Annotated in this window: 18 protein-coding genes; 11 read left to right on the top strand and 7 right to left on the bottom strand. The window is 64.9% G+C overall.

The features are described from left to right. Position 1: 1 nt before the first annotated feature. The 3 genes from NLM32_RS15275 to NLM32_RS15285 all read right to left on the bottom strand — a co-directional run bounded on the left by NLM32_RS15275 (position 2) and on the right by NLM32_RS15285 (position 3,570). Positions 2 to 1,009, bottom strand: coding sequence for an extracellular solute-binding protein (locus NLM32_RS15275; protein WP_254129774.1), 1,008 nt, complete (start codon positions 1,007 to 1,009; stop codon positions 2 to 4). Between the two features lie 29 nt (positions 1,010 to 1,038). Next, on the bottom strand, positions 1,039 to 2,217 hold the full coding sequence (locus NLM32_RS15280) for an alanine--glyoxylate aminotransferase family protein (protein ID WP_254129775.1): 1,179 nt from the start codon (positions 2,215 to 2,217) through the stop codon (positions 1,039 to 1,041). 84 nt (positions 2,218 to 2,301) lie between these two features. Beyond that, positions 2,302 to 3,570, bottom strand: a complete 1,269-nt coding sequence (locus NLM32_RS15285) for an ROK family protein (RefSeq protein ID WP_254129776.1) — start codon at positions 3,568 to 3,570, stop codon at positions 2,302 to 2,304. Positions 3,571 to 3,826: 256 nt separating this feature from the next. On the opposite strand from NLM32_RS15285, the gene NLM32_RS15290 reads away from it, so the two are divergent. The 5 genes from NLM32_RS15290 to NLM32_RS15310 all read left to right on the top strand — a co-directional run bounded on the left by NLM32_RS15290 (position 3,827) and on the right by NLM32_RS15310 (position 8,207). Then, on the top strand, positions 3,827 to 4,792 hold the full coding sequence (locus NLM32_RS15290) for a sugar-binding protein (protein WP_254129777.1): 966 nt from the start codon (positions 3,827 to 3,829) through the stop codon (positions 4,790 to 4,792). A gap of 74 nt (positions 4,793 to 4,866) precedes the next feature. Next, a complete protein-coding gene (locus NLM32_RS15295) occupies positions 4,867 to 6,393 on the top strand; it encodes a sugar ABC transporter ATP-binding protein (protein ID WP_254129778.1) in 1,527 nt (508 codons plus the stop codon). Further along, positions 6,390 to 7,430, top strand: coding sequence for an ABC transporter permease (locus NLM32_RS15300; RefSeq protein WP_254129779.1), 1,041 nt, complete (start codon positions 6,390 to 6,392; stop codon positions 7,428 to 7,430). Before NLM32_RS15295 ends, NLM32_RS15300 begins: the two co-directional genes overlap by 4 nt. 169 nt (positions 7,431 to 7,599) lie before the next feature. Further along, entirely contained in the window at positions 7,600 to 7,815 is a 216-nt protein-coding gene (locus NLM32_RS15305) for a CCRG-2 family RiPP (protein ID WP_254129780.1), read from the top strand. A 203-nt stretch (positions 7,816 to 8,018) separates the two neighbouring features. Then, positions 8,019 to 8,207 carry a hypothetical protein gene (locus tag NLM32_RS15310; RefSeq protein WP_254129781.1) on the top strand — a complete coding sequence of 63 codons (189 nt, stop codon included), beginning with the start codon at positions 8,019 to 8,021 and terminating at the stop codon, positions 8,205 to 8,207. 152 nt (positions 8,208 to 8,359) lie between these two features. On the opposite strand, the gene NLM32_RS15315 is transcribed toward NLM32_RS15310, so the two are convergent. Next, positions 8,360 to 8,968, bottom strand: coding sequence for a hypothetical protein (locus NLM32_RS15315; RefSeq protein WP_254129782.1), 609 nt, complete (start codon positions 8,966 to 8,968; stop codon positions 8,360 to 8,362). A gap of 62 nt (positions 8,969 to 9,030) precedes the next feature. On the opposite strand from NLM32_RS15315, the gene NLM32_RS15320 reads away from it, so the two are divergent. Genes NLM32_RS15320 through NLM32_RS15330 form a run of 3 tightly spaced genes read left to right on the top strand, consistent with a single transcriptional unit; the run spans position 9,031 to position 15,342 of the window. Then, positions 9,031 to 10,296: an NHLP bacteriocin system secretion protein gene (locus tag NLM32_RS15320; protein WP_254129783.1), complete on the top strand. Its 1,266-nt coding sequence runs from the start codon at positions 9,031 to 9,033 to the stop codon at positions 10,294 to 10,296. Next, the gene (locus NLM32_RS15325) at positions 10,289 to 12,448 is read left to right on the top strand and encodes an NHLP family bacteriocin export ABC transporter peptidase/permease/ATPase subunit (protein ID WP_254129784.1); all 2,160 of its coding nucleotides are present in this window, start codon (positions 10,289 to 10,291) and stop codon (positions 12,446 to 12,448) included. The genes NLM32_RS15320 and NLM32_RS15325 overlap by 8 nt, the downstream gene beginning before the upstream one ends. Continuing rightward, the gene (locus tag NLM32_RS15330; protein ID WP_254129785.1) at positions 12,445 to 15,342 is read left to right on the top strand and encodes an NHLP bacteriocin export ABC transporter permease/ATPase subunit; all 2,898 of its coding nucleotides are present in this window, start codon (positions 12,445 to 12,447) and stop codon (positions 15,340 to 15,342) included. Before NLM32_RS15325 ends, NLM32_RS15330 begins: the two co-directional genes overlap by 4 nt. A 111-nt stretch (positions 15,343 to 15,453) precedes the next feature. On the opposite strand, the gene NLM32_RS15335 is transcribed toward NLM32_RS15330, so the two are convergent. Together NLM32_RS15335 and NLM32_RS15340 are read right to left on the bottom strand one after the other, a co-directional pair. After that, complete coding sequence (locus tag NLM32_RS15335; RefSeq protein ID WP_254129786.1) at positions 15,454 to 15,678, bottom strand: hypothetical protein; 225 nt, start codon at positions 15,676 to 15,678, stop codon at positions 15,454 to 15,456. 125 nt (positions 15,679 to 15,803) lie between these two features. Then, positions 15,804 to 16,691: a hypothetical protein gene (locus NLM32_RS15340; RefSeq protein WP_254129787.1), complete on the bottom strand. Its 888-nt coding sequence runs from the start codon at positions 16,689 to 16,691 to the stop codon at positions 15,804 to 15,806. A 173-nt stretch (positions 16,692 to 16,864) separates the two neighbouring features. Here NLM32_RS15340 and NLM32_RS15345 point away from each other — a divergent pair, with 173 nt between their 5' ends. The 3 genes from NLM32_RS15345 to NLM32_RS15355 all read left to right on the top strand — a co-directional run bounded on the left by NLM32_RS15345 (position 16,865) and on the right by NLM32_RS15355 (position 22,299). Next, positions 16,865 to 18,052: a CaiB/BaiF CoA-transferase family protein gene (locus tag NLM32_RS15345; RefSeq protein ID WP_254129788.1), complete on the top strand. Its 1,188-nt coding sequence runs from the start codon at positions 16,865 to 16,867 to the stop codon at positions 18,050 to 18,052. Between the two features lie 230 nt (positions 18,053 to 18,282). After that, on the top strand, positions 18,283 to 21,576 hold the full coding sequence (locus NLM32_RS15350) for a DEAD/DEAH box helicase (protein WP_375143560.1): 3,294 nt from the start codon (positions 18,283 to 18,285) through the stop codon (positions 21,574 to 21,576). An 81-nt stretch (positions 21,577 to 21,657) separates the two neighbouring features. Continuing rightward, the gene (locus tag NLM32_RS15355; protein WP_254129789.1) at positions 21,658 to 22,299 is read left to right on the top strand and encodes a glutathione S-transferase family protein; all 642 of its coding nucleotides are present in this window, start codon (positions 21,658 to 21,660) and stop codon (positions 22,297 to 22,299) included. A gap of 1 nt (position 22,300) precedes the next feature. Here NLM32_RS15355 and NLM32_RS15360 read toward each other — a convergent pair whose 3' ends face one another. Beyond that, the gene (locus tag NLM32_RS15360) at positions 22,301 to 22,981 is read right to left on the bottom strand and encodes an SDR family NAD(P)-dependent oxidoreductase (RefSeq protein ID WP_254129790.1); all 681 of its coding nucleotides are present in this window, start codon (positions 22,979 to 22,981) and stop codon (positions 22,301 to 22,303) included. Positions 22,982 to 22,986: the final 5 nt, after the last annotated feature.

The following is a 22,986-nucleotide window of genomic DNA, read 5'->3' on the forward strand; positions in this document are numbered from 1 at the left end:
TTCAGCGCGTATCCTGGATCGTCGTCTTCAGCCGCGCGAGGGTGTCACGCCGCGCCGCTTCCCATTTGGCATCGTCGTAGGGCAGCACCTTGATCGCCGAGAAGGGCAGCATGCCGGGGGCGACGGCGCCGAGATCGATATCCTGACGCGCGGGCCGCCGGAACGTCGCCTTCAGCAGCATCTCCTGCACGTCCTTGCTGGCGAGATAATCGATCAGCTGCCTGGCCGCGTCGGTGTTCGGTCCGCCCTTCAGAATGCCGGCGCCCTCGACCACGGCATGCGTGCCTTCGGCCGGATAGACGACTTTGACCGGCGCGCCGTTGTGGGCCCACAGGAAGCCGGCATATTCCAGCGTAATGCCGAGCGGATATTCGCCGCTGCCGACGCCTTCAAAGACCTGCGTCGAACGATTGAGCACTTTTGCGTTCGCAAGCAGCTGGCCCATCTTGGTCCAGGCTGCATCTCCTTCGCCCCATTGCGACAGAAGCAGCGTGGCGGCCGCATATGAGAAGCCGGAATTGCTGGGGTCGGTGAAGGCGAGCTTGCCCTTCAATTTCGGATCGAGGAGGTCGGCCCACGATTTCGGCCCGGTGTCCTTGTCGATCGCCTTGGTGTTCTCTCCGATCACGACGACCTGGATGTTCGTGCCCAGCCAGAGGTCCTTTGGATCGCGAAACTGCGCCGGCACGGCTTCGCGGTCCTTGGCCGGGTAGGCCTGGAGATAAGGGCTCGCCAGCCGCAGGATCGTCGCGCTGACGCCCCAGATCACGTCGCCTTGCGGATTGGCAGCCTCGGATGTGATGCGGCGCACAAGCACGCCCGATCCCGTCGACACCACGTCGACCTTGATTCCGGTCGCCTTGGCGAAGCCGTCGGCGACCAACTTGTTCACGGTGTCGTCGTTGGCCGAATAGAGCACGACATGCTGCTCGGCCCAGGCCGATCCGGCCGCAAGGAGCGAGACCGCCAGCGCGACGCCGCGGGCGAGGATCGAGGCCGGAGTTCTCATCGGGGTCGCCTTTTCGGTTCTGTTGTTGCTTATTTGGTTTTGGCGAGATGTTCGGTCGCCGCCTTGAGCCCGGCGCCAGCTTCGACCGGGAGGCCGAGCTTGGTCAAGACGTCTTCGAGATGAAGCAGGTCTGTCAGGATGGTTGCGGCGCTGAATGCACCCATCGTGCCAAACCGGATGACGCGGCCGGAGAGGCGGTTGCGCGCCCCCGCGATCACCGTGCGATGATCCGCATAGAGCCGCCGCACGATCGTTCCGCCCTCGAGCCCGTCGGGCACCTTGAACACGACGACGGTGCTCGAGCGCGGTCCGCGCTCGCAAAAATCCGCAAGCCCGAGCGCCGCGCCGCCGGCGCGCAGCGCACCGGACAGCTGCTCATGGCGCGCGAGCACGTTCGGGAGGCCTTCCTCGTGCATCATCAGCAGGGACTCACGCAGGCCGTAGAGCAGGCTGACCGGCGCCGTGAACGGAGTCTCGTTCAGCTCGATAGACTTCAGCGCCCGGCGGAAATCCCAGAAGAAGACCGATCGCCGCTCGTCCTGCTCGATCACGCGCCACGCCTTCGGGCTCACGCTGGCAAGCGCGAGGCCCGGCGGACACATCAGGGCCTTCTGCGAGGCTGAGACGACGATGTCGACGCCCCATTCGTCCTGCCGCATCGCGATGCCGCCGAGGCCGCTGACGGAGTCCGCGATGAGCAGCGTCGGCCGGTCGCGCACCAGCGCGCCGAGGGCGGCAAGATCGGCCACCATTCCGGTCGAGCTCTCATTGTGCACGACGACGATGGCGCGATAGCTGCGCTCGCGCAGGCGCGCCTCCACCGCGGCAACGTCGACGGCCTGGCCCCACTCGTTCGCAACCGTGTCGACCGAGATGTTCATGGCCTTGGCGATCGAGGTGAAGCGCTCGCCGAACTGGCCATGCTCGATCACGAGGATCTGGCTGCCCGGGCCAACCACGTTGACGAGCGCGGCCTCCATGACGCCTGTGCCCGAGCTCGCAAAGAACATCACGCGGTTTGTCGTGCCGAGGACCGGGCGGATCATCTCCTCGGTCTCGCCGATCGCGGTTTTGCACTCCGGGCCGCGATGGTTGACGATCACCCGTGCTGCGGCCTGCCGCACCCGTTCGGGCACTTCAGTGGGGCCTGGAAGCCGGAGACGATATCCCGTCGCGGGAATGGCGGATGGCGTGTCTGTCGTCGTCATAGCCTGAAGTCACCGTTCTGACGCTTATTGGGAACAAGACCGCTGCCCTCAGGATCGTCGTGATGATCTGGGCCGTTCCGTTGCTTATTCTGTTGCGTCCATGTGGTTTCGGTCAACGTCCCGCAGCGTCCGTCGCATCATGCCATCGACGATCGCCGCCGACTCGCTTGGACGCAGATGGATCGTCGTGGACTTGAGCAGCCATGGCAATACCGCCTGCTCGAGCCGCTCCTCATAGGCGGGCCGCATCATGTCGAAGGCCTGCAGGCCGGGCCCTGCCAGGACGACATGGTGCGGGCGCAGCACGGATATCGTTGCCGCGACCGCCTCGGCGAGCGCGCGGCCGGCCTGCTGGAAGACGTGCTCGAGGCGAGGATCCCCGCTTCGTGCCCGCTCATGCAGCAGGCTCATCTGCGCCTCGGAGGGCTGCTGCGACGCCGCCGGTGGCAAGTCGAGGAAGGTGCGTGCGTCGCGGTAGAGCGCATAGTCGGCGAGATGGGCCTCGATGCAGCCGCGCTGACCGCAGCGGCATTGCGGTCCGTTCGATCCCAGCTTGGTATGGCCGATCTCGCTGCCGGCGCCGGCGCCCAAACGTGCTTCACCGTCGACCACGATGCCCATGCCGACGCCGTGACCGATCAGGATCAGGGCCATGAGGCCCTGGGCCAGTGACGGCTCGGCGGCCGCGAGCGCGAGCGCGACCGCGACGGCATCATTCGCCATCACGACTTCGGTGCCGAATGCCTGACGCACCGGCTTCGCCAGGTCGATGTCGGTGACGGACAGCGCAGGGCTCCACAGATGCCGGCCGGTGTCCGCGTTGACGATGCCCTGGAGGGCGATCCCTATTCCCAGCAGCCGATGGCGCGGTGTCGCCGTCGCCTCCAGCATCGCATTGATTTGCGTGATCACAAGGTCGCACAACGCGCCGGCGTCGAGTGCCCGGGTTGCGATTTCGAGGCGCGACTGCGCCAGGCTGAAGCCGCTGAAATCCGCGATCAGTGTCTCGATCAGATTCATGCGCAGCGAGACCGCGACGACGCGGCCGAACTCCGGGTTCAGGGTCAGCAGCACGGCCGGCCGGCCACGGCGGCGGGCATTCAGCCCATCCGGATCGTCTTCGTCGGGATCGTCCGACCATGGGGGTGCCGCCGTCTCGGTCTCGCACAGCAACTCTTCCGCGATCAGCCTGGAGGTCAGGCCGGAAACGGCCGGGAAGCTCAGTCCCGTGCTCCGGGCCAGCTCGACACGCGGCAGCGGTCCGTGACGTCGCAGCACTTCCACCAGGCGGCCCCTGTTCGAGCCGCGGGCCATGCCTGAAATTCGTCTCGGCAACTCAGTCTGGTCAGTCATGCTGTCCTATTTAATTCATCGCATGAATTTAATAAGCGCCCATCGCTGCGGTGTAACTAGAGAAACACAGCGCACGATGTGTAATGGCGAGGCATATTTACTAATACCATGCCTCATGTACTATTTCCGCTTGAAGAAGTGGCCAGTGCATCTTGATTTCGATGTTCTGCTCTGCAACATTTCTTCGCTACGTGAATAAAATAGAGCGCAAAAGCGCTGTAAGCCCCGCATCTGGGGTGCCCAAAGGGAGGTACACATGAACGGATCAATGAAGAAATTGCTCGTGCCGTTGCTCGCGACCGCTGCTGCGTTCGCGTTTGCGACCGGTCCGGCGCAGGCCCAGCAGAAGAAGACCATCGCGCTGGTGACCAATGCAGCGGCCGACTTCTGGGTCATCGCAGGCCGCGGGCTCGAGAAGGCTCAGAAGGAGCACCCGGAATACGATATCCAGTTGATCGTCACCAACGATGCGACCGCGGCGGGCCAGCGGCGCGAGCTGGACGATCTGCTGGTGCGCGGCGTCGCCGGCATCTCCATCTCGGTTGACGATGCGCCGCATGCGACCGAAGAGCTCAACAAGGTCGCGTCCCAGACCATCCTGATCACGACGGACAGCGACGCGCCGCAGAGCAAGCGTCTCGCCTATATCGGCACCGACAACGTCGCGGCCGGGCGGCAAGCAGGCGAGGAGTTCAAGAAGGCGTTGCCGAACGGCGGCAAGATCGCGCTGTTCGTCGGCACGATGGACGCGGACAATGCCCGCGAGCGGGTGCAGGGTATCAAGGAAGCGATCGCCGGCACCAAGATCGAGCTGGTCGACGTGTTCACCGACCAGGTGGACTCCGCCAAGGCCAAGGCGAACATGGAGAACGTGCTCGTCAAATATCCCGACATTGCGCTGCTGTCCGGCCTCTGGAGCTACGAGACGCCGTTGATCTATGATGCGGTCAAGGCGGCGGGCAAGGCCGGCAAGGTGAAGATCGTCGGCTTCGACGAGGATCAGCGCACGCTGCGGGGAATTTCCGACGGCACGATCGAGTCGACGGTGGTGCAGCAGCCTTTCGAATTCGGCTATCTCTCCGCCACCAACATCATCAAGACGCTGAACGGCGACAAGTCCTGGATTCCCGCTGACAGCAAGCTGATCGTGCCGACCCAGGTGATCAGCAAGACCAACGTCGCGGAGTTCACCGCTAAGATGAAGGATCTGCTGAAGAAGTGACTTTGAGTGCCTTTCGACACCTGGCGGCCATGACCAGCGAACTTGGCCGTCGGGTGTCGAGCAGGAGGAAGTGAATGGCGGAAATCCTGTTCGAACTCGCAGGGATCAGCAAGTCCTATCCCGGCGTCATGGCCCTCAACGATGTCAGCCTGCGCGTGCACCGCGGCGAGGTGTTGGGCCTGATCGGCGAGAATGGCGCCGGCAAGTCGACCTTGATGCGCGTCTTGGGCGGCGTGATTGAGCCCAGTGCGGGCGTGATCCGCATCGGCGGCACCGACCACGCCCACATGACGGTGAACGAGGCGACGCAGGCCGGCATCGCCTTCGTGCATCAGGAACTGAACCTGTTCGAGAATCTCGACGTTGCCGCGAACGTCTTCATCGGACGCGAGAAGCTCGTCGGCGGCCCGCTGAAGCTGGTGAATAGCGCGCAGATGCGCGCCCGCGTGACGCCGCTGCTGGAGCGGCTGGGTGCCGATTTCGGCCCCGACACGCTGGTCGACAATTTGTCGATCGCCGAACGTCAGATGGTGGAGATCGCCAAGGCGCTCTCGATCGACGCCCGCGTGATCATCATGGACGAGCCGACCTCGAGCCTGACGATTTCGGAGACCGAGCGGTTGCTGGAGGTGATTGCCGATCTGAAGGCGCACGGCATCGCGGTGATCTATATCTCCCACCGGCTCGGCGAGATCATGACCTGCGCCGACCGCGTCGTGGTGCTGCGCGACGGGCGCACGGTGGGAGAGCTGGCGCGAGACCAGCTCAGCCATGCCGCAATGATCCGGCTGATGATCGGTCGCGACCTGAAGACGCTGCATACGCCGCCGAAGCGGCCGCCACAGCCGGGCGGCTGCGACATCGCCGGTCTCGTGACGTCGGCCTTCCCCGACCGGCAGATCGATCTTTCCGTGCGGCATGGCGAGATCCTCGGACTGGCAGGACTGGTGGGCGCCGGTCGCACGTCGCTGGCCCGTGCGGCCTTCGGCATCGATCCGGTGCTGGGTGGCGAGATCAGGATCGACAACGCGAAGGTCCATGTCGGATCGCCCCGGGACGCGATCAGGCAAGGCATCTATCTGGTGCCGGAGGACCGCAAGAAAACCGGGCTCGTGCTGGAGCTGCCGATCTGCGAGAACGTGACGCTGGCGAGCCTGCTGAATTATGCGCGGATGTGGCTGATCAACGGCGCGTCCGAGCGCAATGTCGCGAAGGAGCAGGTGAGGCGGCTCTCCATCAAGGTGCCCAGCGTCGATATGGAGGCCGTGACCCTCTCCGGCGGCAACCAGCAGAAAGTCGTGCTCGGCAAGTGGCTCTCCATGCAGCCGCGCGTGATGTTCTTCGACGAGCCGACCCGCGGCATCGATGTCGGTGCCAAGAGCGAGATCTATGCGCTGATGCGCGAGCTCGCCGACCAGGGCGTCGCGATCGTGATGATCTCCTCGGACATGGAGGAGGTCATCGGCGTCTCCGACCGGGTCGCGGTGATGCATGAGGGACGAGTCAGCGGTGTGCTGGAGCGTTCGCAATTCAGCGAATACAACGTGCTGCGGCTTGCAATAGGCCAGGCGCTGGAACCCGTGGAAGCCGCTGCGCAATGAACAAGAAAGAACTCGGCCTCGGCCTGCTGCTCGTGGTGATTTCCGTCATCACGGGCATGATCAATCCGGCTTTCCTGTCGGTGGTGAACCTGTTGAACCTGGCCAATCTGATCGGCCTGTTCGGTGTGTTTGCGCTCGGGGAAGGGCTCGTGATCATCACCGGCGGCATCGACCTTTCGCTCGGCTCGATGTTCGCGCTGCTCGGCGTCGTCTTCGTCGATCTTCTGACGACGTACCAGGTTCCCTGGCCCTTGGCGCTGCTGGCTGTGTTGCTGGGCGGACTGGTGCTGGGGGCCATTCAGGGCGTCCTGATCACGCGGCTGAAGATGCAGCCCTTCATCGTGACGCTGTGCGGGTTGCTGATCTATCGCGGCGCCGCCCGTTATTATACGACCGACTCGACACGCGGCTTCGGCTACGGCGACGAGGCCGCGACCCTGAGCAACCTTGCCTCCGGCCATGCAGTGGCGGGCATCCCGAACACCTTCATCCTCCTGATCATCCTTGCAATCGTCCTCGGCGTGGTGCTGCACCGTTCGGTCTACGGGCGCTGGCTTTATGCCGTCGGCAAGAACGAGGAGGCGGCGCGCTTCTCCGGCATCAACACGAATATGGTGATCGCGACCGCCTATATCATCAGCGGTGGGCTCGCCGGCGTTGCGACGGTGTTGTTCGTGTTCTACACCAACTCGGTATCTCCGAGCTCCTTCGGCAATTTCTATGAGCTCTACGCGATTGCTGCGGCCGTGCTGGGCGGGTGCAGCCTGCGCGGCGGCGAGGGTTCTATTCTCGGTATCGTGCTGGGGACTGCGCTGCTGCAGGTGCTGCAGAACCTCGTGAACATCCTGGGCATCCCCAATTCCCTGAACTTCGCGGTGATGGGAACGGTGATTTTGATCGGCGTGTTGGCGGATCAGCAATTGCAGGCCCGACGCAAACGCAAGCTGGCGCTGGCCGGCCTCGCCCGCACGGCACCGAAGTCGACGCTACCGCGTGGCGTGGAAGCGGTGCCGGCGAGAACAGGCGACCAGACCTGACGAATCCAGGCTTGGGCTGACGCAAGGCCGCCTCTGCAACCGGCTTGCTCGAGCGCCGTTCGAACGAGAGCCCGAACGAGGTGACCCCCGTCACAGCAACTCCTGATGCGCGCCAACATGTTGCCCGTGATTGCGGGATCAGCTCGCAGCATCAACAGGAGACATGACGATGACGGTTTCGACCAAGCCTGACTTTGCGAATTGCGAGCTCTCCATCGACGAGCTCGAGGCCGTCGCCGGCGGCGGCCTGTGGGGCTGGATCAAGCACGAAGCGTCCGACGCCTTGCACTGGGTCGAGAAGAACGCGGGGAGCGTGGCGTCGGTCATTGAGAAGGTTCTGGGCGGGCCGGTCTACAACTCCCATCCGCCGCACAAGATGTCCTGACGACCTGCTGGTTCCAACGCTTGTCGCACTTGTTGTTCCCGGGCCTTAGGCCCGGGACAGTCGTTTGATGGCCGAAATCCCGTCGCGCGTTCCGATGCGTGTCCCTCTGTGACTGGCCTCACAGCTTCGACGCATGCCGGATCCTATACCTGTGAGCACTGACCGAGAGGGGCAGTCCCTCCCAAGGAAAACAGGAGATGGCAATGAGCGAATTCAAGACGTCCGCAAACGAACAATCTGCGGTTCTGCTCGATGATGCGGTGCTGGAGAACGTGGTGGGCGGTAGTGCCGACAGCGACTTCCAGAGCTTTCTGGATGCGCACTCGGTCGGGGGCTGGACGATGCGAGACGTCTTCGCCAAGCCGGTGCTGGGACGTTACACCCCGCGATAATCCCGAGCCGGGCCGGGCAGCATTCCGGAAAGTGCGGAAAGGTCATCCGTTCGGATGACCTCTTTCGATCCATCGCCCGGTAAGCTGCGAAGACGATGTGCCGGTGAGGCTGCAAGCGCTTGTCCGGACATCGCAACCGTCGATCAATCCCCTCAAAGTCGAGAGCGAATAGAACTCAAAATTCCTGTCGTCGCGTCGACGACTTGCAGAGCCTGCTGGGCCTTGGCCAGGGCGAGAGGCGACCTCGCGCATTGATCGGGCAGTTGGGCGATCTTCTTGCGCTGGCTGGTCAGGATATTGGTAGACTGCTCGACGGCAAATTTCACGACGTCGCGGGTCGGGTCATTCTCACCGACATTGGTCAGCTCTTTCTCGATCGTGATCAGATATTCGAAACTGGACAGCTCTTGAGAAATCTCGACAAGATTTTGAATCGTGGACTTCACGCAATCGGCGTCGACGGCGGAGATGTCGGGCCTCTTCGACGTCTGCACGAGATCGCCCATCAGGCCCGCGAACATCGGCTTGAGATCCTCGAGCCTCTTCAGATCGGCCTGGCTCAGCACACCGGCAATGCACACATTCGTGGCGACCAGCAAGGCAAGGCATGGCCACGCCAGCCGGGCGATGAGAGCGCGAGCCGTTGCAGTGAGCGTGATGCGATCCGCTTGCCAATTCATCTGATGGGTCCGATGTCCTCTGCCTTGACAATTGCAGCTGGTTCTCGTTGCGAGCTTAGCTCCGCTCACAATTTCGCTCAATCCCATTCTCGGCGTCGTCCGCGCGGACGATGGCGCTGCAAGTTTTCGCGCGGGAGCGAAGCGTGACCGAGGGCACTGACAAAATCTTTCGCGCCAGCGCGCTGCAGCGTGCGGCCTCGCCGGAGGAGCTCGATCATCTCGTCGCGATCACCAAGCCGGCCGACTGGATCCTTACCGCGATCGTGACGGTCGCGCTTGTCGCTGCGCTCGTCTGGGGCATTTACGGCCGGATCCCGTCGCGCGTGTCGGGGCAGGGGATTCTGGTCGGCAGCGGCCGCGTCGTCGATGCGGTCTCGGCCGCCGAAGGCAGGCTCGCCTCGCTCGGTGTCTCCGTCGGCGATCATGTCGAGCGCGGACAGGTGATCGCCCAGATCTCGCAGACCGAGATCGAGCAGAAGTACGGCAACGCCGTGGAAACCTACCGGGAGCGTCAGCGCGAGCACGACGACATGGCCGCGAAAGTCACCGCGGAGCTCGCGATCAAGGCCTCCAACTTCGACAAGCTCGAAGCCGCCTTCAACAAGGTCATCGAGGCGACCGGGCAGCGCGTCCAGTCCCTGGATGTCGACGTGAAGAACCTCGAGCAGCTGATGGCGAAGGGGCTGACGACACGAAAGACGCTCGAGGACCGCCGTCTCGAATTGACCGAGGCGCAGCAGCGCCGCACGGATTCGCAAAACGAGATTCTCAAGCTTCATGCCCAAAAGACCGATCTCGAAACCCAGCGTGAGCGCGAGCTGCAGCAGGCCGAGTTCGCCTCGAACAATGCACGCCGCGAGATGCAGGCGCTGGCGGGAACGCTGGGGCGTAATTCGCAGGTGTTGAGCCCAATCGCCGGGCGCGTGCTGGAGATCAAGACGTCGTCCGGCTCGGTTCTCGGCGTGGGCACCCCGGTCGTCCTCATCGAAGACGAGGGCGCCCGGCTGGAAGCGGTGGTCTACATCCCCGCCGAACAGGGCAAGAGCGTCAAGCCGGGCTACCAGGTGCGCGTCGCCCCCAGCACCGTCAAGCGCGAGGAGTTCGGCACGATGATCGGCGTGGTGTCGAGCGTCTCGGAATTTCCGGTGACGCCGCAGGGCATGACCGCCGTGCTGCATAACGATCAGCTCGTGAAGGTGTTTTCCCATGACGGCGCGCCCTATGCGGTGGCGGTGTCGCTGAACCAGGACGCGTCGACCGCAAGCGGCTATCGCTGGGCGGTGGGTAAGGGACCGCAGATTCATCTCACCAGCGGTACACTGGCGCAGGCCGAAATCACCACGCGAAGCCGGCGCCCGATCGATCTCGTTGTGCCCCTGCTCAGGAAGTGGACGGGGATCGATGGATAGTCCCGCTTCGCCCGCTGCAGGCATCAAGCACACGCCGACCATTTTGCAGATGGAGGCGGCGGAGTGCGGCGCGGCGTGTCTTGCCATGGTGCTCGCGCATTATGGCGCGTGGGTGCCGCTGGAGCAGCTTCGCGTCGAATGCGGCGTCTCCCGCGACGGCAGCAAGGCCAGCAACATCGTCAAGGCGGCGAAGCGCTTCGGGTTGTCGGCGAAGGGATTTCGGCTGGACCTCGCAACGCTGGGCTCGGCGCCGACACCTTGCATCATCCACTGGAACTTCAATCATTTCGTCGTTCTGGAAGGCATCAAGGGCAAATCCGCATCGATCAACGATCCCGCCTTCGGACGCCGGCAGATCGGCATCGATGAGCTCGACCGCAGTTTTACCGGCGTCGTCCTCACCATGCAGCCGGAGCCCGGGTTCGCGCCGACCGGCGGCAAGCCGGCCGGATTGAAACTGCTGCTGCGGGAATTGCGCGGCTCCAAGGCCGCGGTTGGACTGCTCATCCTGCTCAGCTTCGTCATGGTCGTCCCCGGCCTCGTGGCCGCGAGCTTCTCCAAGATCTTCATCGACGACATTCTGATTCAGCATCTGAACGGTTGGCTGCGCCCGCTGCTGGTCGGCATGGCCGCGACCGCGCTGATCCGCACCATCCTGACGCTGCTGCAACAATCGCTGCTGCTGCGGCTGCAGACAAAACTCTCGGTGGTAATGATCAGCCGCTTTCTCTGGCGGGTGATGGCCTTGCCGATCGAGTTCTTCACCCAGCGTCACGCCGGCGACATCGCGGCGCGCGTGGGAGCCAATGATCAGATTGCGCGGCTGCTGGCGGGCGGCATTGCGGCGAACGCGCTCAGCCTCACCTCGGTGGCGTTCTTCGCGTTCGCGATGATCGTCTACGATCACTGGCTGGCCGCGGTCTGCATCGGCCTGTCGCTGCTCAATGTTCTCACCTTGCGGCTGTCGATGCGACGCCGGGAGGATCTCAGCCGCGGGCTCTCGCTGGAGCGCGGCAAGCTGCTCGGTGCCGTCGTCAGCATCGTCAGGTCGATCGAGACGATCAAGGCGAGCGGGCTCGAGCACGAGGCGTTCGGGCAATGGTCCGGCATCCAGGCCAAGGTGCTGAATGCCGAGCGCGATCTGGCGTCGTCGTCGATCATCCTCGACATGATCCCGACCCTGATCGCCGGCATGACCGTGACCGCGATCCTGATCCTCGGCGGCTTGCGGGTGATCGAGGGCTCACTCACGCTCGGCAGTCTCGTCGCCTTCCAGGCTCTGATGGCGAGCTTCTCCGAGCCGGTGGCGACGCTGGTCAATCAGGCGGGCTCCTTTCAACTGATCAAGGGCGCGCTCGACCGCCTCGAGGACGTCTACAATTATCCGCTCAGTGAGCCCGCGCGCGCATCGGACAAGACCTTCCCAGCGCGGCTCGACGGACGGATCGAATTCAGGGACGTGCAGTTCGGCTATTCGCTGCTCGAGCCGCCGCTCATCTCCGATCTCTCGATGACCGTGGTTCCAGGCTCGCGCGTGGCGCTGGTCGGCGCTTCCGGCAGCGGCAAGTCCACCCTCGGCCGCCTGGTCTGCGGGCTCTACAAGCCCTGGGCCGGCGAGATCCTGATCGACGGGACCAGGCTTCAGGATGTTCCGCCCGACATCCTCGCCAACTCGATCGCCTATGTCGACCAGGACATCTTCCTGTTCGAGGGCTCGGTCCGCGACAATCTCACGCTCTGGGACCGCACGACGCCCGACATCGATCTCACCCGGGCGCTCAAGGACGGCGAGATCCAGGACGATATCGCGATCCGGGCCGGCAATTACGATTCCTATGTCAGCGAAGGCGGCACCAATTTCAGCGGCGGCCAGCGCCAGCGTATCGAGATCGCCCGCGCGCTGGTCGGCCGTCCGTCCATCGTCGTGCTCGACGAGGCGACCGCGGCGCTCGACCCCGTCACGGAGAAGGCCATCGACGACAATCTGCGCCGTTGTGGCTGCACCTGCATCATCATCGCGCATCGCCTGAGCACGATCAGGGATTGCGACGAGATCGTGGTGTTGCGGCAGGGCAAGGTCGCCGAGCGCGGCACCCACGAGACCCTTCTCGCCCTGAACGGCGAATATGCCCGCCTGGTATCGCAGGAATGAGTGTTGGCATCGACAATATCGTGTCCGGGGCAGGCCTCGTCGCATCGCCGGGATTGCCGGGCGAAATGGCGCTCGATGGTCGCCGGCCCATCCTGCTCGATCACCATGGCCATGTGTTGGAGGTCGTTGCCGGTCACGCGGACATCTTTGCCGTCGACATCAGCGATGGCAGATCCGGCAGCCGGCATCATCTGTTCCGCATTGAACGCGGCGACATCATTCCCGATCTCCCGGGTTTTCCCGCGTCATCCCCGGATGGTCTGCGCTTCATCGCGGTGGGCGCACAGGACACGCTGGTGTCAGTCGTGCCGAGGGGCGGGCTGGCATCCGCGGATCAGGCGGTGCGCTGGATCGAGCGGCTCGCACGCTTCGTCGCGGGGCCGGCGCCGCTGTGGCAGATGACCGAATTGCCGGAGGGCGAGGTGGCGCTGACGGCGGGCGAACCGCGTCGCGGCCCGATGCGCGGCCTGCTCTGGCTGACCGTGGAGCGGGGTGCGCTGAGCCTGATCGGGATCGGGACGAGCTACACCGCGGGAAGCCCGCCGCTGCCGCTGACATCGGGCTTGTGGGTCGAGGCGGGCGCAGACGGCTGTGCCGCGCGCGCGACGGCACAGGCACCGGCGCACGATCTGATCTGGTCGGCGATCGATCAATTCCATCAAAGCTTCGTTCAATGTGTCCAGGGCATCCTGGTCCGCGACACGCAAGATGAGAGCGCGCGGCTGGCGAGCCGAACCGGGCTCGCTGCAACGCAGGCGGTGGAGGCCTTCGACCGCCTGTCCGGCATCATCGTGCGACGCTTCGATCACGATGCGGTCGATGCCTCCTGGTCCGACAGGTTGGTCGGCGCATGCCAGATCGTCGGCAACGCGATGCGGGCGCCGATCGCGATCTCCAGCCGCGGCGAAGGCAGCGCGCAGGATTTTGCCGGGCTCACCCAGATCGCGCAGGCCGCGCGCCTGCGGCTGCGCGAGGTTCTGCTGCGCCAGGACTGGTGGAGACTGGATGCAGGCCCGATGGTCGGCTGGTATGGCGAAACGCGCGTCCCGGTCGCGCTCGTCTACGAGCCTCGTCGCGGATACCTGATGATCGACCCGCTCACGAAAGTGCGCCGGCCGGTCGATCGGACCATCGCGGCGCAAATCGCGCCGGAAGCGGCCAATTTCTATCCGCCGCTGCCGTCGCGGGCGCTGACATTCAAGGATCTTCTGCGATTCTCGCTGCGCTATGCCCGTGGCAGCGGGCTGCGCATCGCGCTGTCGGTGGTCATGATCGGCCTGTTGTCGCTGGTGACGCCGTTCGTCACCAATCTCTTGATCAGCTCGATCATCCCGCGATCGGAGCTGGACCAGCTTGCCTTCTGCGCGCTCGCGCTGATTTTGGCGGGCCTGTCGGTGGCCGGCGTCCAGGTCATGCAGGCCTTCGTCATGCTGCGGATGGAGGCTTCGATCGACTGGCGGCTGCAATCGGCGTTGATCGATCGGCTGCTCCGGTTGCCGACTGCCGTTTTCCGCGAGTTCACCGCCGGCGAGCTGGTCGACCGCGCCATGGGCATCGATGCGGCGCGGCGGGCCCTGACCGGTCACGCCCTGCGCGGCATGATCGCCGGCCTGTTCTGTGTCTTCAGCCTCGGCTTGATGCTCTATTACAGCCCCAAGCTGGCGCTGGTCGCGACTGCGCTGACCTTCGTCCGTGCGGTGGCGATCATCGGCACCAACCTGGTGCGGCTGCATTTCGAGAGCAAGCACTTCAACCAGCAGGGCAAGGTCTCGGGCTTCGTGCTTCAGCTCCTGACCGGCGTCGGCAAATTGCGCGTCTCGGCGGCGACGTCCCGCGCGCTCGCGATCTGGTCGAAGCAGTTCGCGACCCAGAAGCAGTACTTCGTGTCGTCGCAGGTGGCGGGCAACGGCCTCGGCGCATTCGAGACGGCGTTTCCCACCATCGCGACGCTGATCATCTACGCCTACGCGTCCTATTCGAGCAGCGGCTTGCTCACCGACATCGGCACGTTCTTCGCGTTCTTTTCCGCGTTCGGTCAATCCATGGGCTCGGTCGGCTCCTGGGCAGCGGGTGTGAGCGAGGCGCTGATTGCCATCCCGCCGCTGCTGCGGCTGCGCCCACTGATCGCGAGTCCGACGGAAATCCCCGACGACCGGCAGCCGCCGGGGGAGCTGTCCGGGTCGGTCGAGCTCGCGCGCGTGTCGTTCCGGTATCTGGCGAACGGGCCGCTGGTGCTCGACAACGTCACCTTGAAGATCACGCCCGGCGAATATGTCGCGGTGGTCGGGCCGTCCGGCAGCGGGAAATCGTCGCTGTTCCGGCTGCTGCTGGGGTTCGAGCGCGCGGAATCGGGCGCGGTGTTCTACGACGGCAAGTCGATCGAAACGCTGGATGCGAGCGCGCTGCGGCGCCAGCTCGGCGTGGTCCTGCAGAACGCCAAGCTCGCCAACGGAAATCTCTACGAGAACATCTGCGGTGGAATCCGGCTGCCGCTCGACCAGGCCTGGGAGGCCGCGCGCCTCGCCGGCATCGAGGACGACATCAGGGCGATGCCGATGGGGATGCTGACCCAGGTGTCCGAAGGCGTCAGCACGCTGTCCGGCGGCCAGCGCCAGCGCATCATGATCGCGCGGGCGATCGCGCGGCGTCCGCGCATTCTCTTGTTCGATGAGGCGACGAGCTCGCTGGACAATCAATCCCAGGCCATCGTCAGCGACGCGCTGGAAAATCTCAACGTCACCCGCATCGTGATCGCACACCGGCTCAGCACCGTGCAGCGCGCCGACCGGATCATCGTGCTGGTCGACGGCAAGATCGTCGAGACCGGGACGTTCGCCGAGCTGAACGCCGCCTCCGGCATGTTCGCCTCGTTCGCGCGCCGCCAGATGCTCTGAGCGCTTCGTCCGTCCGGTCATCCCAAACGAAAACTCCCGGACCTCTTTGTCCGGGAGCTTCCTGATTGAGCTGTCAACTCGGCGGCTGAGAGGCCGCCCTGCGGGCTGGCCTTAGTTCAGCCTCTGGGGCGGGTTGCCGCCGCCGGCGCCGGTGACGATACCGCCGACCACGATGATGCCGGCGGCGATCCCAGCCACGACCGGGTTGGTGAAGAACGACTTCAGGCCATGCTCGACGGAATGCACGAGGCTGCTGAACCAGCTGCCGCCGGCAACACCGTCGAGCTGCTCCATCGAGAGTTCGCAATTGGCGTTGTCGTTAATCTGATGGGTCATGTTGTCTCTCCTGTTCACGCTGCGGGATCATCCCTGCAACTGTTGACAGCATGCCGCATGCATCACGCGAGCGCCGTGACCGGTATCACGTTGCTCTCCCTGTCGCGAATTTCGTCGCCGGAGTCCTATCCCTCGTATTGGTCCGGGCCCATCGCCCACGAGGCCTGATCGTGGCTGTAGGCGTAGTTGCGGTTGTTCACCGCCGGATTGCGATTGACCATCGGCCGCATGAACATCGGATGCGTCGCGCTGCGCACCTCGTGCTCGACGGTGAAGAGAGGCTTGCCGCTGTCGAGATCGACGATGTCGCAGAAGCGGTACTGATACTGGTTGTCCTCGCGGGAGATCAGGTCGCGCGCCAGCAGCTTGCGGTAGGGGCCGGAGAAATCGGTGATGTACATCTGCACATGGTGGCCGTCATAATCGGGCTGCGTCCGGTCGGTCTCGCGGAATAGCAGATGCTGGTCGCGGCCGGTCTTCACCGCCGCGACCTTGCCGTCGCCGTTGCGCAAGGCCGCGGGCATGCCCATGATCTCCGGATAGAAGGCGCAGATCGCCTGCGCCGATCCGGCCGGCACCTCGAACTCGACATAGGGGATGCCGAGCGTGATGCGTCCGAAGCGCGCCGCGTCGGGTTCGTGGACGCGGATGCGGTTGCCCCATGGGCAGGTCGCTTCGACATGGTCATTATGCTCGGCGTATGCGAAGGCCGTGCCTTCGAGCTTGCTTTTGACCGAGGCCAGTCGCGCCAGCAGCGCCTCGCGGCCCTCGATCACGAGCCCGGTATGGCCGCGCAGCACCTGCGCCTTGCCGCTCGGCAGATGAAACTGGCTTCGTCCGGCATTGATCCACATGTTGGTGTCGGACACCATCAGATAGGGATCGCGGGTCAGTCCGAGGCCGGTGACGTAGAACAGCGTGGCGAGGCGCTGGTCCGGAACCTGGATGTTGACGTGCTCGAAATGGATGGCGTTGCCGAGATCTTCTGCGGATCGATCGAATTGTTGCGGCATGGATGTGAGCTTCTCGCTGGAGGGACGACTGGGTCCATACTAGAGCAGAATTTCCGCCAGCCGAAACGGTTGAATGATCACATCTTGGGAGCGCGGCAACGTGTGCGCTGCACCTTGCCGTGGCACCCATTCCCTGTAATCTGACCGCAAATCGTGAGCGAAAGAAGAGGTCGATGGGGGGAGTTCTGGAAGGCGTGCGCGTCCTCGATTTCGGGCGCTATATCGCGGGCCCGTATTGCGCGACATTGCTGGCCGAGTTCGGCGCCGAGGTCATTCGCGTCGAAAAGCGCGACGGCAGCGAGGATCGCTTCGTGGCGCCGGTCGGCGAAGGCGGCGAGGGCGCGCTGTTCCTCCAGGTCAACCGCAACAAGAAGTGCATCACGCTCGATCCGATGACGCCGGAGGGGCAGGAGGTGATGCGCCGGCTGGTAGCGACGGCAGACGTGGTCGTCGCCAATCTGCCGCCGCAGACGCTCCGCGCCATGAAGCTCGATTACGACTCGTTGAAGGCGATCAAGCCGGACATCATCCTGACGACCGCCACCGCTTTCGGCGGGCCGGGGCCGTGGTCCGACCGCGTCGGCTTCGATGGCGTCGGACAGGTCATGTCGGGCTCGGTCTACATGACCGGCGCCGGCAATCCGCCTTACCGCGCGGCGGTGAACTGGGTCGATTTCGGCACCGCGCTGCATTGCGCGTTCGGCACGCTCGCAGCCCTGATCGAGCGCGGCAAGTCCGGGCGCGGGCAGATCGTCGAGGGCGCGCTGCTCGCAACCGCATTGTCCTTCACCAATGCGACGCTGATCGAGCAGGCGGTCATCAACGTCAATCGCGTTCCGACCGGCAATCTCGGCCAGACCGCGGCGCCCGCAGATATCTATCGGACCAAGGACGGTTGGGTGCTGTGCCAGGTCACGGGGCATCCGCTGTTCAAGCGCTGGGCGAGACTGATGGGCGAGGAGGAGCTTTGGCTGAACGATCCGCGCTTTGCCGACGACATCAGCCGCGGCAATAACGGACCCGTCATCAGCGAGCGGATGGCGCGCTGGTGCGCGGAGCGCACCACGCAGGAAGCGGTCGATACGCTCGGCAAGGCGATGATTCCAACCGGGCCTGTGCTGAGCCCGCAGCAGGCGCTGGATCATCCGCACATTCGCGCCGCCGGCTTCTTGCAGGACGTCGACTATCCCGGCTTGCCGAAGCAGGCGCCGGTTGCCCGCGCCGCCATCCGGTTGTCGGAAACACCCGGCGAAATCGCGGCGCGTCCGCCGACGCTCGGCGAGCATACTGATTCTGTGCTGGCGGAACTCGGCTACGACAAGGCCGCCATTGCAGCGCTGCGGCAGAGCGGCATCATTTAGCCGCGGCAATCGAGACAGGAGTGGAAATGAGCCGGCGCGTCTGCTAGACGACTGGCGGCTCATCCTCGCGCTTTTTGCGTTGGCCGGCGACCTCTGCGTCGCACGAGGTTGTTTTGGGGAGGCGTGCCTTCGCACGCCTCGTCCCATTTGCATGACCAACCGCGACCGAATCGAGACGAACTCGGCTGCGCGTGCCATTAGCGACTGCCTACGACGAGAAACGGATTCACGTGCGTCATTCCAAGAAATTGCGGCCAGCCAAGAGCTCTCCGAAGAAGGGCTCGCTCAAAAAGCGCTCACTCGCCAAGAGCCCACTCGTCAAGAGTTCGACAAGCAGGCGCTCACTGAGCAAGAGCACTCCCAAGACGAGCAAAGGCGCGCAGCGCGCCACGATCGCGTCGTCTTCGCCGCTGGGCATGATGGCGCTGCACCTGCTGGCGCAGTGGAAGGACTCCGGGCGCAGCGGTCTCGTCTTCCTCGCCGAGAGCGAGAACAGGGCAGAGCGGCTCGGCAGCGTGATTCACGCGCTCGACCCGTCCTGCGAGGTCCTGGTCTTCCCGCGGCTGAACACGCTGCCGTTCGATCAGCTGGAACCATCGCGCGAGATCGCCGGCCGCCGCGCCTCGGTGCTGCGTCGCCTTGCGAAATCCAGGCAGCCGATCTTTCTGGTCTCGACGGCGGAAGCGGTGATGGAGCGCCTGCCGCCGCCGGCGAGCCTGCTGCGCCTGAATACGGGTTTGAAGGTCGGCGGCAGTTTCTCCGAGAGCGAGCTTCGCGTCCGTCTCGAAGAGCTGGGCTATGATCTCGACGACGAGCCGGATTATCCGGGCGGCGCGCTGTTTCACGGCCAGACCTTTGAGATATTTCCCGCAGGCGCGCTGGGGCCGTTCCGGGTGGAGCATTCCGGGCGCATCATCAAACGGATCGTGGCGTTCGATCCGCAAGAGCACGACATCATCTTCGAGACCAAGGAGCTTCTCGTCGATCCCATGTCGGAGCGGCTAGCCATCACTGGCGCGCGGCCTAAGCGCGCGACGCTGTTCGACTATTGCGGCAAGGCCAAATGGATCGCGGATGCCGGCGTTGCCGTGCATGCCGATGCCTGGCTGAGCACGATCGAGGAGGCCGCGGGCCGCGCCGACCGGGAGCGCGAATATCTGGCGTGGAGCGACTGGAAGCAGGCGGCCCGTGGCATGAAGGTGCTGCCGCGGTCCGCTCCATTCCAGCCGACGCCGGAATTTTCCAAGCTCTCATCCGCCAGGAAAGCGCTTCGCGCCTTCGTCGATGAAGCCAGGCGCGCCGGTTCGCGTCTGATCCTCGCTGCCGCGATCGAGGAGGATCTGCGCACGATGGAGCGGATGAGCGGCGTCAAGGCGGAACGCGTCGCAGATTGGGCCGAGGCCGAGGACGCGCGCCCTCGCGACGTGGCGTTGCTCGCCGATCTCGATGGCGGCTTCGTCATTCCCGGCAAGAAGCCTGCTGTCGTCCTGACCGCGACCGACGTGCTCGGCAGCCGCGCGCATCATCCGCAGCCGATGGCGCGCAGCTGGAGCGCGGCGTTCGATCATGCCGACGTGCCGGAGCAGGGCACGGTGGTGGTGCATCTCCAGCGCGGCATCGGCGTGCTCGATGGCTTGCAGACCGTGAACACGGGCGGCGGCGCCATGCGTGAGATGGTCCGGCTGTCCTTCGCCGGCGACAACGCAGTGCTGGTGCCGCCGCCCGATCTGGCGCAGATGTGGCCCTACTCGACGGAGCGTGGCAAGCTCGCACTCGACAAGGCGGATGGCAGCACCTGGTGGGCCCGCCGCAGCGAGGCAGAGCAGGAGATCCAGGCCGCCGGCAAGGTGCTTGCCAAGCACATCAGCCAGCGCAAGCGGCGCAAGGCGGAAAAGCTGGTCCCGCCGGGCTCGGCCTACGAAAAATTCGTCGCGCGCTTCCCCTATTTCACGACGATCGATCAGGCCAAGGCGATCCACGACGTGCTGGATGATCTCGCGTCCGGCCATCCCATGGACCGCGTGATCTGCGGCGACGTCGGCTTCGGCAAGACCGAGGTGGCGCTGCGGGCGGCGGCAGCCGTCGTGCTGTCCGGAAAGCAGGTGGCGATCGCGGTGCCGACGACCGTCTTGGCCCGGCAGCATGTCGCGACCTTCCGCAAGCGGTTTGCGCCGCTCGATATCGAGGTCGGCAGCCTGTCGCGCGCCACCTCCGGTGCCGAGACGCGGGAGACCAGGGAAGGCTTGCGCAGCGGCCGGATCAAAGTCGTGGTCGGAACGCAGGCGCTCACCTCGAAGGACGTGAAGTTCGACGATCTCGGGCTCGTCATCATCGACGAGGAGCAGCATTTCGGCGCCGCCGAGAAGGCAAAGCTGTCCGGGCTCGCCAAGAATGCGCATACGCTCTGGATGAGCGCCACGCCGATCCCGCGCACGCTCGCCGCGGGTCTTGCCGGCTTCAGGGATCTGAGCGTCATCGCATCGCCGCCTGTGCATCGGCTCCCGGTCGCGACCAAGATCGCGCCGCTGTCCGATGCCGCCATCGCCTCGGCCTTGCTGCGCGAGCAGCGGCGGCACGGGCAGAGTTTTCTGATCTGCCCGCGCATCCAAGACCTCGAGCCGATGCTGGCGCGCGTGCAGGCGGTGGCGCCCGATCTCAAGATCGTCTGCCTGCACGGCAAGCTGCCGGCCGACGAGATCGACGAGCGGATGATGACGTTCGTCGAGGGCAAGGCCGATGTGCTGCTCGCCACCAACATCGTCGAGAGCGGCCTCGACATCCCGCGCGCCAACACCATCGTGGTGTGCTGGCCGGAAAATTTCGGTCTCGCCCAGCTGCATCAGCTGCGCGGGCGCGTCGGCCGTGGCGGCATCCGGGCCTTCGCCTATCTCCTCACCGAGTCGGCCTCGGTGCAATCCGAGAAGCGGCTCGCCGTGCTGGAGGAGTTCAGCCGGCCGGGCGCGGGTTTTGCGATCAGCGAGCGCGACCTCGATCTTCGCGGCGCCGGCGATCTGTTCTCGGAGCAGCAATCCGGCCACGTCCAGGTGTTCGGCCCCGTGCTCTACAGTCATCTTTTGAAGATGGCCTCGGAGAAGGTCGATGACGGCATGTCCGTGGTGTGGGTGCCCGACCTCAATCTGCCGGTCGCGGACATGCTGCCCGCAAGCTACGTGCAATCGGCGCCGGTGCGGCTGGAGCTCTATGCCCGCGCCGCGCGCTGCGCCAACGAGGACGAGCTGGACGATCTCGAGGAGGAAACCTCGCGCCGCTTCGGACCGTTGCCGCCGGCTGCCCGCGATTTCTTCGCGGCAGCGCGGTTGAGGCTGGACTGCAAGCGCAGAGGCATCATCCGCCTCGACGTCGGGCAGGCCGCGGTCGCCGCGACGTTCCTGCCGGGACGGTTGCGGAAGTCGAAGGGGAAGACCCTGCAGCGCGACGGCGATCGCGTCGTCTATCACAGCCCGATGCGCGATGCCCCGTTCGAGCGGGTCGAGGAACTGCTGGAGCTGCTCGACGAGTCCTGACCTCGATTGCAACCCCACGAAGTGGGAACTGTCTTACCTCTGCGAATTGGTACATCTCGCCCAATCCTGGAGTGCTCAACCATGCTCACCGTCTATGGCGAAGGCCGGGGCTTCCGTGTTGTCTGGCTGCTCGAGGAATTGGGATTGGCTTACCGGCTGCATCCGGTCGATCTGCTCGCAGCCGAGATTGATCGCGATTTCCTCGCGATCAACCCCGCCGGCTTCATTCCCGCGCTGCAGGACGGCGAGACGATCATGGTCGAATCGATCGCGATTCTCGAGTATCTGCTCGCCCGCCACGGTTCAGGTTCACTCGCCGTCGCCCCGAACGATCCCGCCTTCGCGTCCTATCTGCAATTTCTCCACTTGGGCGAGGCCGGGCTCGCCGGGCCTATGAACGCCGTCATCGTCGGCCGCCAACTGGCGCCCGAAGCCGAGCGAGAGGTGCGGGTGACCCGTTGGGCGCACGAGACCTTCGAGAGCCGGCTGGGGTTGGTGATCCGCCGCCTCGCGGATTGCCCCTATCTCGCCGGCGACCGATTCACGGCTGCCGATATCTCGGTGAGCTACGCCCTCCTGCTCGGCCTGCGAACCGGCAATTACGTCCCGGGTTTGACCGAGCGGGACTATCTCGCCCGCACGACGGCACGCCATGCCTACATGCGAGCGATGGAAAGCTGTCAGGCCACCAAGGCCTGGGCGGCGAGATCGCCGGGATTGTAACTCAAAGCGAACTGCCGCCGCAGATCACGAGCTGCTGGCCGGTGATCGCACCGGCATCGGCCGAGAGCAGGAACGCGACCGTGGCCGCGACTTCATCAGGTTGAATGAAGCGGCCGATCGGCGGGAGTTTTGGCGTGACGTTGGCCCGCGTCGGGTCCTTCAGCATCGGCGTCTCGGTCGCCGCAGGAGCGACGACGTTCACCGTGATACCGCGCGGTGCGAGCTCGCTCGCCCAGGACCGCGCCATTGCGACCAGCGCCGCTTTCGTCGCCGCATATTGGCCACGGCCGGCCGCGCCCGATGCGGTGCGGCTGCCGATGAAGACGATGCGTCCACCCTCCGGCAGACGTGGCGCCAGCGCGTCGGCGAGACGCTCGGCGACATCGACATGCAGCCGCCACATCGCAGCGCCGTCGTCATGGTCGAGCGATCCGAGCGGGCCGACCTTGAGCAGGCCGGCGGCATGAACGAGCGCGGTCGGCGTGAGATCAGCGACGGCGCTCGCGATAGTCTCGACCTTGCCGAGGTCGAGCGACAAATGACCGAACGCCGGATGGTCGAATGGGGCAGGCCGGCGGCTGATGCCCGTGACGCGCCAGCCGTCGCGCAACAGGCGCTCGACGATCGCAGCGCCAATCCCGGAACTGGCACCCGTGACGAGCGCGTGCGGCCTCTTGTCCATCAGTT

This window comes from Bradyrhizobium sp. CCGUVB14, from assembly GCF_024199935.1.
In the GTDB taxonomy this organism is placed as follows: domain Bacteria; phylum Pseudomonadota; class Alphaproteobacteria; order Rhizobiales; family Xanthobacteraceae; genus Bradyrhizobium.